This is a genomic window from Pseudomonas sp. 14A, assembly GCF_018132745.1.
GTDB lineage: Bacteria > Pseudomonadota > Gammaproteobacteria > Pseudomonadales > Pseudomonadaceae > Aquipseudomonas > Aquipseudomonas mercuritolerans.
The window spans coordinates 116,219-131,286 of the sequence record NZ_JAGRQJ010000013.1 but is presented as its reverse complement, the minus strand read 5'-3'; the positions used below and the strand labels follow the sequence as shown (position 1 = coordinate 131,286).

At 59.0% G+C, this 15,068-nt stretch carries 2 protein-coding genes; both read left to right on the top strand.

Features of this window, described 5'->3' with window-relative positions:
* Positions 1–173 precede the first annotated feature (173 nt).
* A complete protein-coding gene (locus tag PS14A_RS14235) occupies positions 174–1,880 on the top strand; it encodes a ShlB/FhaC/HecB family hemolysin secretion/activation protein (protein ID WP_212616535.1) in 1,707 nt (568 codons plus the stop codon).
* Positions 1,881–1,904: 24 nt separating this feature from the next.
* A complete protein-coding gene (locus PS14A_RS14230) occupies positions 1,905–15,068 on the top strand; it encodes a hemagglutinin repeat-containing protein (RefSeq protein WP_212616534.1) in 13,164 nt (4,387 codons plus the stop codon).

The window sequence follows — 15,068 nt, the reverse complement described above, 5'->3', positions numbered from 1 at the left end:
CGCCACTATCCGCGCAAAATGTGTCGGCCACTTGTACGCAAGTGCTGGTTTCACCCGTATGTACGCGCGGCAAACACCGATGAACGGCGCAAACATAAGTTTGACGTCAAAATGATGGCCATCTAATATCGCGCCACTATTTTGATGTCACTTTTTATGTCGAGGGATCGAACATGTTTTCACCCGCCTTCACGGCGCGGTTGTGCCTGGCGCTGCTCTGCCTTTCTCCGCTTGAATCTGCCTGGGCCGCGCCCACTCCTGGTGAAACCGATCTGATCCGCGAACGTCAGAACCGTTTGCTCGAAGAGCAGCAGCGGCGCCTCGAAGAACTCAAGGATCTGCCCGGCAAAGACGCTAAACCCGTACAGCCGACAACCCCTGTCGACACTCGCTGCTTCACCATCAAGGACATCGAGCTCAAGGGCGCCGACAGCCTTTCGGAGCGTGAAAAGGCGCGCCTGCTCAAGCCCTATATCGGCGAATGCCTCGGCGTGCCGCAGCTCAACGAGCTGCTCAAAGTCATCACGGATCACTACATCGAAAAAGGTCTGGTCACCAGCCGCGCTTATCTGCCGCAACAAGACCTGTCCGCCGGGCACCTGAAGGTGCTGGTGGTCGAAGGCAAACTCGAAGGCATGAAAGGCGCAGAAAACAGCCGGCTCTCGGATCGCGAACTGGCCATGGCCTTTCCCGGCAAAAGCGGTGAACTGGTCAACCTGCGCGAGATCGAGCAGATGGTCGACCAGCTCAATCGCCTGCCGTCCAACCAGGCCAAAATGGAGCTGGCGCCGGGGCAGAATGTCGGCGGCAGCGAAGTGCGCGTCACCAATACGCCGCAGAAACCTTGGCGCGCCGGCCTTTCGCGCAGCAACGACGGCCAGCGCAGCACCGGCGAGCAGCAGTGGGGCACATCGTTCGACTGGGACAGCCCGCTGGGTCTCGCCGACCAATTGAGCCTGCGCGGCGGTCACGATGCGATGACCGATCACCAGCACACCTCCAACAACGCCATGCTCAATTACAGTCTGCCGTGGGGCTGGTGGACGTTCAGTTACACCTACAGCCAGAGCGAGTACCGCTCGCAGATCGCCGCCAACGGCTACAACTTCAAGCAGACCGGCGACAGCGAAAACCATCAGCTGCGCGCCGAGCGCGTGATCCATCGCGACGCGGTCAGCAAGACCTCCCTCAGCGCGGGACTTTCGTACCTGCGCACTAACAACTTCATCGAAGACAGCAAACTCAAACTGAGCAGCAATCGCATCAGCGAAGCGCAATTCGGCTTCAACCATGGCCGTCGTGTCGGCAGCGCATTCGTCAACTTCGACGCTGGCTTGCAGGAGGGCATCGGTGCTTTCGATGCGCAGGGCAGTCACGATCCCGGCCCCGGCGAACCGGATGCACGCTATCGCAAATACACCGCAACCCTGAGCTATTTGCAGCCGTTCAAATTACTCGGTGAGTCCTTCAGCTTCAGCAGCCTGATGACCGGCCAGCGCAGCGAAGATGTGCTGTTCAGCCCACAGCGCACCAGCCTCGGCGGCTCGGCGTCGATCCGTGGCTACAAGGATCAGTCGCTGTCCGGCGACAGTGGTGGCTACTGGCGCAACGACCTGCGCTGGAGCCGCCCGGTGACTGCCGAATGGCTGCGGCCAGTGTTCGCCGAGTACGGCACCAGCCTCGGTTACGACCAGGGCGTAATTCGCGGCGATCGCTACAACGGCGATCAGCACGGGCGCATGTCGAGCAACTCGCTGGAGTTGTTCGCCCGTGGTCAGCATGTGGCCGCCAGCGTGACTTTCGCCCATTCCCTGGAACGACCGGACGCGCTGACCGAGCGCGAAGCGCCGATCTATTTCCGCCTGGATTTCTTCATCTAAACGCTAGTAATCGGGGCCATTCACATGGACGTTCGCCAGTTTGCCTTCCTCGCAGATCAACCGAATGCGGTCGTGAAAAACCGTGAGTTGTTTCTCGGCATGCCCAAGCGCGGACTTGCCTTCCTGCTGGCGAACGTCATGTTCTGGCAACCGGTCTGGGCGCAGGCCGACGGCATCGTCGTTGCCAACCCGAATACCACGCTGGACCGCGCCGGCAATGGTGTGCCGATCATCAACATCGCCACGCCCAACGGCAGTGGCCTGTCGCACAACCAGTTCCACGACTACAACGTCGGTGCGCAGGGCGTCATCCTCAACAACGGCGCGGCACAGACCACGTACACGCAATTGGGCGGGCACGTCATCGGCAACCCGAACCTGAAAAACAGCGGTTCGGCGCAGGCGATTCTCAACGAAGTCATCAGCGGCAACCCGAGTCAGTTGCGCGGCTATACCGAAGTGGCCGGGCAGTCGGCGCGGGTCATCGTCGCCAACCCTTACGGCATCACCTGCAATGGCTGCGGTTTCATCAACGCACCACGGGTGACGCTGACTACCGGTAAACCAGTGCTGGAAAACGGTCGGCTGGATCGCTTTCAGGTCGATCAGGGCAGCGTGGCTATCGAAGGCGCGGGCATCAACGCGACCAATATCGACCGCTTCGAAATCATCACCCGCAGCGCGAAGATCAATGCGCAGATCCAGGCACAGAACCTGACCATCGTCGCCGGGCGCAACGACGTTAACGCCGACAGCCTCAACGCCACGGCCCGCGCCGACGACGGCAGCGCCAAACCGCAACTGGCCATCGACTCCTCGGCACTCGGCGGCATGTATGCCGGGGCGATCAAACTGGTCGGCACCGAGGCCGGGGTCGGGGTGAAACTCGACGGCAAAATGATCGCCAGTGGTGGTGATATTCAGCTCGATGCGAACGGGCAACTGAGCCTGGCCGACACCTCGGCTACCGGCGCGGTCAACGTCAAGGCTGCCAGCCTCGACGCGCAAGCTCCGGTTTACGCCAGCACGTCGCTCAATGTGCAAACCCAAGGCAACCTGACCAATCACCAGACCTTGGCCGCCCGCGACAGCGTGGTGCTCAGCGCCGGTGGGCAACTGACCAACGCCGGCGCCATCGAAGCCGGCGTCAATGCTGACGGCAGCCGTAACAACAGCGGTGATTTGAGCCTGAGCGCACAAGCCATCAACAACAGCGGCAAAGACCTCACCGCCAGCCGCAACCTGACGGTCAGCGCAACGCAGATTCTGGACAATCAAAGCGGCACGCTCAGCGCGCAAAACATCAGCATCAGCGGCGGCATGCTCAACAACCGCAGCGGGCAGATGCTCGGTGATCTGGGCCTGAACATCGACCTGAGCGGGGCGCTGGACAACCGTGATGGCGTTCTTGGTTCGGGGCGTTTGGTCAATCTCAAAGCCGCGAGTCTGGACAACCGCGAGGCCGGTGCGGTGGTCAGCGATGGCAGCCTGACGGCGCGCATCGGTGGCACCCTCGACAACCGCAACAAAGGTGACATCTCGGCCAAAGGCGCCATTGATCTGCAGGCCGGCACGCTGCTCAACAGCGGCGGCAAAGTCATCGGTAAAAACACGCTGGCCGTGCGCGGCGACGCGGTCGACAACCGGGGCGGTGTGATCCAGGCCGACCAGCAACTGAACCTGAATGTCGCGCAACTGGATAACCGCGAAAAGGGTGTGATCAGCGGCAAACAAGGCCTGACCTATGTGGGCAATCGTCTGGACAACAGCGGTGGTCTGCTCAGCGCAGCCGGCGCGGTCAATCTTACCGCCGCAGAGATCCAAAACGCTGCCGGGCGCATCGCCAGCCAGGGCGACTTGCTGGCAACCATCGGCCTGCTGCAGCAACAGGGTGGCGAACTGGTCGCGCAAGGCAATCTGAGCCTGAGCGGCAAGTCCCTCGATAACCGTAACGGCGGACTGGTCGGCACCACCCAAGCACTGACCCTATCGGTGGATGACGTCGACAACCGCAGCGGCGAAATCTCCAGCAGCCTGTTGATGAACGTCAGAGGACTGCGTCTGGACAACAGCAACGGCGGCAAGATTCTTTCCGGCAGCGATCTCGGGCTGAACGTCGGCAAACTGATCAACCAGAGCAAGGGCTTGATCGCCGCGACCAAAGGCGCGGCGACAATCACCGGCACCACGTTCGATAACAGCGGCGGCACGCTCAGCAGCCTCAACGGTCTGGTGATTACCCTTGATGATGCGCTGAGCAATTCTCTTGGCGTGATCAACAGCGACGGCACGCTGACCATCAATGCCGCACGCATCGACAACAGCACCGGCAGCCTCGGCAGCGCCGGTAGCCTAAAACTGACCAGCACCGGCGCGCTGCTCAATAACGCCGGTGTGATCAATACCGACAGTGTGCTCACCCTTAACAGTGGCAGCCTCGATAACAGCCAGAAAGGCGTGATCTACGCCCAAGGCAGCAGCCGGGTCGAGACCGGCGGATTCAACAACAGTCAGGGCGGCAAACTGACTGGCGGTGCCGCGCTGACGCTCAAGGCCGGCCAGGTCAACAACGCCGCTGGCCGCATCGCCAGTCAGCAGGCGCTGGATGTTTCGCTCAGCGGGCTTGATCAGCAGGGCGGTGAACTGTTCAGCAAGACCGACCTGACGCTCGATCTGAACCACGGCCAGTTGAACAACCAGAGCGGTTTGATCAATGCACCCGGCACGCTGTTGCTGAAAAACCTCAACGGCGTAAACAACCAGGGCGGGGAAATTTCCAGTCAGCAAGCCTTCACGATTGCTGCGCATGAACTGGACAACAGCAACGGCAAACTGCTCAGCCAGCAAGGCCTGACGTTGCGCATCGCTGCGGCATTGAACAACCTCAAAGGCGTGATCTCCGGCGCCTCGCTGGACAGCCACAGCGCCAGCCTCGACAACCATGAGGGCCTGATCAGCAGTCGCGGTGAGTTGTTGCTGACGGTCGACAAGACCCTGGATAACCAGCTCGGTACGGTCATCGCTGACGGCCAACTGACCGTCAACGCTGATGAACTGGTCAACCGTGAAGGCAACATCGCCGGCAAGGCCGATGCCGGCGTGCAGGCCAAAACCGTCAACAATCAGAAGGGGCAACTGATCGCCACCGGCGTGCTCAAACTGCAGGCCGGTCAACTCGATAATCAGCAGAACGGTTTGCTCGGTTCGAGCAAGGACATGACCCTGACCGTCGCTGACCTGGACAACCGTGGCGGCGAAATCAGCAGCAGCGGCGATTTGCTGGTCACTGGCACAAAACTCGACAACAGCGACGGCGGCAAGATTTTTTCAGGCAAAGGCCTGACCCTGACTGTCGACGAAGTGCTCAACCGCAGCAAAGGGCTGATCAATGCAGGTGCCCGGTTCACCCTGCAGGGGGACTCGCTGGCCAACGACAGCGGCGAATTGCTCAGCCAGCAAGGCATGTCGCTGAACCTCACCGGCGCCGTTGACAACAGCTCGGGCAAGGTCAGCAGCGAAGGCACGCTGACGGTCGACACCGCGAAATTGATTAACGTTGGCGGTAGCCTGTCCAGCGCGGCGGATCTGAAGCTGGACAGTGACGGCAGCATCGATAACCAGGCTGGCCAGATCGTCACCGATGGCATGCTGCTGCTGACTGGCGCCAGCCTCGATAATCGCCAGAAGGGCACGCTCAGCGGCAAAGGCGCGGTCACCGTGACCACTGGCGCCTTTGATAATAGCAACGGTCGACTCAGCAGTGCCGACACCCTGAACCTCACGGCGGGTCAGGTCACCAACGGCGGCGACGGCAGTATCGGCAGTCAAAACGCGCTGATGGCTTCGGTCAGCGGCCTCGATCAGCAAGGCGGCAAGCTGTTCAGTAACACGCAACTTAGCCTGGATTTGAACCACGGTCAGTTGAACAACATCGGTGGTTTGATCAACGCCCCGGGCGCGCTGCTGCTCAAGCAGCTCAAGGGCGTCAACAACCAGGGCGGCACGATTTCCAGCGCCGAGGCGTTCACCCTGACTGCACAAAGCCTGGACAACAGCGACGGCAAGCTCTTGAGCAATCAGGGCCTGACCCTGCGCATCGCGGCGGCGCTGGACAACGTCAAAGGCATGATCGGCGCCGCCGCCATCGACGCGCACGCGGCAAGCCTGAACAACACCGGCGGCAACCTGGTCAGCCGGGGCGACCTCGACCTGACTGTGGACGGCTTGCTGCGCAATGACGGCAAAGGCTTGATCAGCGCGGCGCAGTCGCTCGAGATCAGCAGTGCCGGGTTGAACAACCGCGACAGTGGTTTGATCAACAGCCAGGGCAACCTGACCCTGATCGCCACCGGGCTGGACTCCAGCGAAGACGGGGAGGTTTCTGCCAGCGGTGACATGGACTTGAAACTCACGTCCCTGACCCAGAACGGCGGACGCCTGCTGGGCGACAAAGCCGTGACCCTCGACCTTGCCAATGGCGATCTCGACAACCAGCGCGGCTTGCTCACTGCCCAAGGGCCACTGACGCTCAAACGCCTGCGTGACGTGAATAACCAGAGCGGCGAGATTTCCAGCAACCTCGGTTTCGATCTCATCGCTCAAGCGCTCAACAACACTTCCGGCAAGATCATCAGCGGCGAAAAACTGCTGTTGCGTGGCACTGCACTGAACAACCAGAAAGGCCTGATCTCCGGCTGGCAGGGACTCACCGTCAACGCCGACAGCCTCGACAACCGCAACAGCGGAACGCTCTCCAGCAAGTTCGCCGATGTCTCGGTCGACCTCAAGGACGCGCTGCTCAACAGTAGCAACGGTGCACTGGTTGCTCAGGGAAGCCTGACCGTCAAAGCGGGCAGCCTCGACAACAGCAACAAGGGCAATCTCAGCAGTGGCGCAGCGCAGACCCTGACATTGGGTGGTGCGCTGAATAACAGCCAGGGCCTGATTTTCAGCGGCGCGGCACTGGATGTGGTCAGCACGGCGTTCACCAATGTCGGCGGATCAGTCAATGCCGAACAGGCTTTCACCGCAACCGCCTCGCGTCTGGACAACAGTGGCGGACAGATCGCCAGCAACGACGCAATCTCTCTCGGCCTGAGCGGCGAGCTGAACAATAACGCCGGCAAGCTGGCGAGCAGCGGCGCGATGTTGCTCAAGGGCGTCACCGACCTGCGCAACCAGAACGGGCAGATCGCCAGCCAGAAAACCCTCGAGGTGCGTACCGGTTCGTTGGACAACAGCAACAAGGGTACGGTCGCGGCCAACGATCAGTTGCAGATCATCGCAACGGGCGCCGTCAATAACAGCGCTGACGGTCTGATCTACAGCCAGAACGCTGGCGTAGAGCTGAGCGCCGCCAGCCTGGGCAACGGCAAGGGTTCGATCCAGAGCGAAGGCGCGTTGACCCTGGACATCGGCGCTGACTTCGACAACCAGAGCGGCAAGGTCATCGCGCAAAACGGCAAGGTCTTTGTCAAAGCTGCCAACATCGACAACCGTGGCGGCATTCTTTCCAGCATCAAAGGCGCACTGGAAGCACGCACCGTCGGCGTGCTGCGCAACGGTTTTGACCTGAACAACAATCGTCAGGGCGGCATCATCCAGGCGCAGGCTCTGACCCTGACCGCACTGGCCGGGCTGAACAACAACGGCGGGCGCATTTCCGCACAGTCCGCTGACAGCAGCATTACCACCGCCGCGCTGGATAACAGCAGCGGTGTGCTGTATGCGAAGGGATCGCTCGGCGTCACCGGCTCGAATCTGGAAAATGCCAGCGGCCAGATCGCCGCGAATCGCATTGACTTCGGCCTGACGGGTGCGTTGCGCAACGGCACGGGCGTCATCGAAAGCGAAACCCAACTGAGCGTAAAAGCCGCCAGCGTCGACAACCAGAACGGTCGTCTTCGTTCGCTGGGCAACACTGGCAAGACCCTGTTCCAGATCGGCGGTCTGCTCGACAACCGCAACGGCGTGCTGGAAACGGCCAACACCGACATGACCCTGGTTGTCGGCAGCTTCTTCAACGGTGGCGGGCAACTCAACCATGTCGGACGCGGCAAGTTCGACATCTCCACGGCCAATGTCGTCGGCGCCGGCGGCAGCATCGTCACCGGCGGACTGTTGGAACTCAACGCCGACAGCTGGAGCAACTCCAACGTCATTCAGGCCGGTCGCCTGAACGTCAATGTCGGGCAGTTCAGCCAGACCGCGAGCGGCAAGCTGCTGGCTTCGGATTCGCTGCAGATCCGTGGCGGCAACTGGAGCAACGACGGGCTGATCGCCAGTGATGGCCTCCTCGATCTGCAAATCGGCGGTACCTACGGCGGCAGCGGCCGCTTGACCAGTCAGCGCGGCGCTTACGTTTCTGCCGCGCAGATGAACGTCGCGGCGGGCGGCAGCTTTGCGGTAGGCGCGACGTCGACCGTCAATATCGGCGGACAGCTCACCAACGCCGGGCGCATGACCTCCAGCGAAGACCTGACGATCAATGCGGGCGGTGTTGCCAACTACGGCACCCTCGGTGCGGCACAGAACCTCATCATCAACACGCCTTCGCTGCTCAATGACCGTGGGCTGATTTTCAGCGGTAACAACATGACGCTTGGCGTCGGGACGCTGACCAACCAGCACGGTGATTTCTACGGCCTGGGCGATGTGGTAATGGGCGGCTATGGCGGCGCGGCACGGGCGGCGGGGATATACAACATCTCCGGCTCGATGGAGAGCGGGCGCGGCTTCACGATGAATGCGGATGTGTTTGAGAACCGTACGGAAGGGCCGACAGCGTCGGTTGAACGCAAGCTGATCTCGGGCTTGATCGCCGCCAGTTGCGGTGACTGCGTCGGGGGCACCTTCAACAACTTCCTCGCCACCCGTGAGACTTATCAATTCTTCGACACAGATAGCAGCGCCTCGGCGATGTTCAACGTCGGCAAGGATTTCACCTTCCAGGGCGGCACATTCCTCAACAGCAAAAGTACGGTCGCGGCGGGCGGCAACATCAACATCATCGCCGATAGTCTGAAGAACATCGGTGCGAAGAGCGGAACCGTTGAAGTCACGCGTCAGTACAACTTCGAGATGGGCACAGGCACAACGGCGCAATTCATGGCCAACGTGATCCTGCCGTACAACCAGCGCAACAATCCTGATTTTCCGTTCGTCTATTACGTTATCGCGCCCGAGGGTTTGATCCGTAAAGCGATCGCCAAAACCGTCGGCAATGGCATCGTCATCGTTGATGCCGAGACAGGCGAGAACGTCGGCAGTCGCAAATACGGCCGGGCGATGTCCGGATACAGCGCGGGCTTTGAGACTTCAACGCCGTCGTTGTACGACCCGAATAATCTGATGGCGATACCGAGTGAGCTGGCGCCTTACCAACAAGGCGTCGCTGTCGAGAAGCCCGTAAACAGTACCGGTGCTACCGACGTCGCGAACTCTCGCAATGCAGTGATTCAGGCCGGCGGTAATGTCTCGATAACCGCCACCCAGGAAATCGCCAACAGCGTCATTCATCAGGACTACAGCGCTAACGGTGGCACCAATAAAGTCGCCAATACCAACGTCGGCAACAGCGGTACTGTTGTCGTGCGCATCAACAGCCAACTGCCGCCGGATCTTGCCCAGCAACAGGTCAATCCGCTGAGCCTGCCGGGCTTCTCCCTGCCGACGGGTGAGAACGGTCTGTTCCGCCTGAGCGGGCAGGGCTCCAGCAGTACCGTAGCCAGCAATACCGGGCCAGCACCAACGTGGACGGTCGGTAATGTTGCGGTAAATGCCCAGGACCATCTGGTCGCCGCCAGCAGCGGCGGGCCGCGCAACCTGTTCATCGATGCCCCGGCACCGGTGTCTGACAGCACGCGCGCCGTTGATACCTTCCAGCGCACCCCAAGCATGGTTCAGGCGGTTGCCAGTACGGTCGACGTCAAGGTGCCCGAGGGCAGTGCCGGGTCGGGCATGCCGAGTCGCGGCAACGACATGAAGGAGTCGATTGACACCCGTCCGGTCACTCGTGTCACCGGCCTGCCGGACACCACGGCACCGTCCAATCCGCACAAATACCTGATCGAAACCAATCCGGTGCTGACCGAGCTCAAGTCGTTCATGAGCTCCGATTACCTGTTGGAAAAACTCGGCTTCGACCCAGACCAAAGCGCCAAACGCCTCGGTGATGGCCTCTACGAACAACGCCTGATCCAGCAAGCCGTCACCGCACGCACTGGCCAGGCTTTCCTCGACGGCCAGACCTCCAACGAAGGCATGTTCAAGTACCTGATGAACAACGCCATCGCCAGCAAGGACGCGCTCAACCTTTCCGTCGGCGTTGGGCTCACCTCGCAGCAAGTCGCGGCACTGACCCACGACATCGTCTGGCTCGAAGAACACGAAGTGAACGGCGAAAAAGTGCTGGTGCCGGTGGTGTATCTGGCCCAGGCCAACGGCCGTTTGGGCCCGACCGGGGCGCTGATTGCCGGTAATGATGTGACGCTGATTGCCGGGGAAAACCTCGACAACATCGGGACGCTCAAGGCCACCAATAATCTGTCCGCCACTGCGGGCAAGGATCTGGTCAACAGCGGTTCGATCGAGGCGGGCAACCGTCTGGACTTGCTGGCCACCAACAACATCGTCAACAAGGCCGGCGGCATCATTGCCGGCAAGGACGTCAGCCTGACCACGCGCACGGGCGATGTGATCAACGAACGGACCATCACCTCGGTGGACGACAAATACGGCTCCGTCACCCAGCATACGGATTACGCCGATAACGCCGCACGGATCGAGGCTGCCAACGACCTGACCATCAAAGCAGCCAAGGACATCAACGTCATCGGTGGTGTTTTGAAAAGCGGTCAGGACATGGCATTGAGTGCCGGTCGCGATGTTAACGTGGCGGCGGTGCAGATCGACAACAGCGCATCGCTTGGCTGGAGAGGAGCCGTCAGCAGCGTCACGCAACTGGGCGCCGATATTGATGCGGGGCGTGATTTCAAAGCGGATGCCAAACGTGACATCAACGTGATTGCCAGTGCGATTGACGCCAAGCGTGATGTGTCGATGTCGGCGAATGAGAATCTGGTGATCAGTTCGGCGGCGGATGAAGAGCACTCGCGTTCTGCCAACAAGAAGATGTCTCGTCAGGATGATGAGGTGAGGCAGGTTTCTGCAACGGTGACTGCAGGTAGCACCGTAATGCTCAATTCCGGTAAGGACTTGGATCTGATTGCCAGTCGGGTCAGCGCCGGAAACGAAGCCTATTTGACAGCGGGTGCAAATCTGACGCTTCAGTCAGCGGAAGACAGCGACTACAGCTTCTACACCAAGACCAAAAAAAGTTCTTCGGGTAAGAAAAGTCGGCTTGATGAGACGGCTAGCACCACAAATATCGCCAGCTCCATAACTGCGGGCGGTAACATCAGCCTAGTCGCTAATGAAGATCTTCTTATCAAAGGTAGCGAAGTCGCTTCTGCTGAGGGAGGAGTAAAGCTGGTCGCAGGCAATGATGTTGAAATCGTTGCTGTCACGGATTCGCAAACAGTTCGCCACGAGAGCAGTTCGAGTAAAAAAAGCCTGGGTGGCCTGAAATCCAGCAAGGTGAAGGACCGAGTATCCGAGACGCAAACCACTGCGGTCGGCAGCATGATCTCAGGTAATACCGTGGACGTTGTATCTGGCCGCGACGTCATGATTACCGGTTCGGCTTTGGTAAGCACAGAGGATTTAACTGTGCAGGCTGGTCGCGATCTGACCATCAAAGCGGCGGAGAACACGTTTACTCGAAACGAGTATCACAAGGAGAAAAGTCGCGATCTTAGTGGGGTGCTGACGGCAAACAATCTGGGTGTCGATGACATTACCGGTAATCAACATCTGTCTGTTGGTAGCCAAAGTCACAACGGCCAGTATTCCCAGATAACGTTGACCGGCAGCACAATCGGATCCAGCGCAGGCAATGTGAAGCTTTCAAGTGGTCGTGAGCTAAGCGTTATCGCCAGTGATCTGGTCAGTACCAAGGATATGACCCTTATTGGATCAAAGGTAACCATTGCTGCGGGCATGGAAAGCTCAAGTCAAAGTAGTGCCGACAAATCCAGTAACTTAGGAGTGGGGCGCGTCATCGGAGGCATGATCGTTGATACGGTCAATACAATCCACAATTCGGTAGAGGCGGCCAGGAACGCCGATGATCCGCGACTTCAAGCGGTCAAATACGCGCAAGCCGCCATGGCGCTAAATGATCTTGGCGGCGCTGCGGGAAATGCCGAAGGTGCGGGCTCTGATTATGGCAAGAAACAAGGTTCCGCCAGCAATGGTTCGTTGATAAAGATCGGCACTGAACTGGCAAACACCCATAGCAAGAGCATCAGCGAGTACACCAGTCAGACAGCGAAACAAAGCACGATCAATGCTGGCCAGAGCCTGTTGATCATCGCTGATGGCGGGGCGCCGGGAACGGCCGGTGACATCCATATCGTCGGCAGTAGCTTGAAAGCCGCTGACACTGCGTTGATTGCGAAGAACACGATCGTTCTGGAAAGTGCGCAGAACACCGCCGACTGGACTAACGACGGCAGCAATAATAAAACCGCCATCGGCGCCAGCTTTAACCTGGGCGAACAGAATGGCTTTACCCTTGACCTCGGAGCGTCTGTTGCCAAAAACAAAGGCACCGGCAGCTCTGTAACTCAAGTCAACACGACCGTCGACACGGGCTCTCTCTCCCTGCAGAGCGGCAACGACACTACGCTGGCGGGCGCGCAAGTTCGAGCTGACACCATCAAGGCTCTGATAAACGGCAATCTGACCATCACATCTCGTCAGGACACGGAGACTCAGACCAGCAAACAAGGCAGTGCAGGCTTCGGTGCCAGCATTTGCATACCTCCATTTTGCTACGGAGCACCAGTCACCGGTTCTGCGAGCCTTTCCGCTGGCAACATGAACAGTGACTACAAAGCGGTGACGGATCAGAGCGGGTTATTCGCTGGCAAGGGTGGCTACGACATTACTGTTGGCCAAAACACCACCTTGCAGGGTGCTGTCATTGCCAGTGACGCAACGCCAGACAAAAACCTGCTCAGCACCGATCGGCTGTTCGTTAGCGACATAAAAAATACAAGTGATATCAGTGCTCAATCTGCCGGCATCTCAGTGTCATATGGCGGAAAATCCGGCACGAGCATCGGAGGCAGTGTTCCGCTGGCGCTTGAAGACTCGGATCAGAGCAAGACCCGCAGTGCCGTCAGCGAAGGCACCATCATCGTGCGCAACGCTGCAGGCGTGAATGATCTGGTGGGTCTGAATCGTGATACGGCGCATGCGAATGAGGCCCTGGACAAACCTGATCAACAAGCCATTCAAGAGCGGATTGATCTGATCCAGAGCACGGTCTCGCTGTCGAGAAACATCATCGGCAAAGTGGCCAACGCCCAGCAGCAAGCGGCTGCTGACAAAATGAAGTCAGCCACCACCGACGAAGAGCGCAAGGCTGCGTTCGATGAGTACACGAGTTGGGCGGTGGGCGGTGACAAACGCATCATGGCGGATGTCGCGGCAGGTTTGATTGCTGTGGGCCTGGGAGCCGTGGGCGGTACGACTGCTATCGGGGTCGTTGCTAACACAACTGCTAATGACGCCTTCAAGAAAATCGGTGATTACGCTGACAAGCAAGAACACGACGCGACCGATAGCGTGACTCGCGCGGCATGGGCCGAGGGTGGGGCTGCACGTGTCATGCTGCATTCGTTGGTCGGCGCGGTGATGGGGTTGTCGGGGAGTAGCCTTGCCGCCGGCGCACTGGGTGCTGGTGTCTCCGCTGCGCTGATGCCAATGATTGCCAAGCTACTGAAAGACAGTGGGTTGAGCGAAGAGCAACAGGATGCGTTGGGCACTCTGATTGCTTCCGGGCTTGGCGCAGCAGCAGGATCTAGTGGTGGAGCTGCCGGGGCAACAACCGCAGCCAACAGCGCGTCTGGCGTAGAGACGTTCAACCGCCAGTTGCATAGGCAACAGGAGGTTCCTCTGCTTAAGAAACAAGCCGAAGAGTTGGCTGCGCGGGGGCCGTCTCGTTCGGGCGCGCGTTGGGAAGATTTGCTGCTGCTTGCGGCCGGTGCTGAAGTCGATGCTGTGGGTCTGGCGCATCTCAAGAGCGTGATGAGCAAGGCTGTCGGGAATGATCCGGAGTCTAGAAATTTCGCCGAAGATATGGGTGACGCTTATGTCGCTATCAATCAGTTAGCCGATCAGAAGATCCCGCTTACCTGGAGTGACGGACGACCGATTATTGCAAACGGTGCACCGGTGTTTGCGTTTAACGCGACAGACGAGCAGTTCAACGATTCAACCCTGTTTAACGCCGAAGGTACTTATGGCCCCGGAGCGGTTTATCAGCACTGGAAGCAGTTTGGCAAAGACCAGACAACTCGTTATGAAAACGAGTTAGTCAACCTTTCGACTTACGTTTCTGATGTATCTGACGCCGCAGATCGATTGGGATCGATAGCAGGTAAAGGGATATTGTCAGTCAGCGCCATTGACGACGTTCTTCTCTCGATGACCGGGGTCCGAGGTGGTAAGGCTGTTGTCGATGCAGTGTTGGAGGTGCTGGCGAAGTCGCAGTCAGCGAAAAAGCTGGCAACACTTCGTACAACCTATGCGGCGGAAATCGATAGTGTCAGCACGTTCAAGACGTCGGGTATAGATCGAGCAACAGCTGACCACTACTTGGAAACCGCCGAAGGACGAGAGCTCCTAAGTCAACTCATTGCCGCTGATCCATCTGCCGATTTGAGTAACATAGTCATGCGAGCCGTTGGGCAGTTAACTTCCGGATCAGGTGCGCCAAAGATGTTAATTACAAATTCGCCTCTCGTTAAAATCGTCCCTAAAGGCGACGGTGTTTCTCCCTATTCTCCATTTTTCACAACGGAAGCCGACCTGAAAGCAGCCTCAAAATCTGGATATAGCCTCGCTGATTATTTCGGCTTACCGATAAAAAGTGATTCCCCGGTCTATGATGTCTATAAGATCTCCCCGAGCGTGCCATCGCCGGTCTTCGTCAGTAAAGTAGCGCCGACCACTGAATTGGGAGGGTTGATGACCAGGCCAGGTGGCGCTACACAATATATCGTGCCGAATCGCGGGCCATGGTCGGCTCCGGAACTGGTTGGAACAATTAGAAATTGA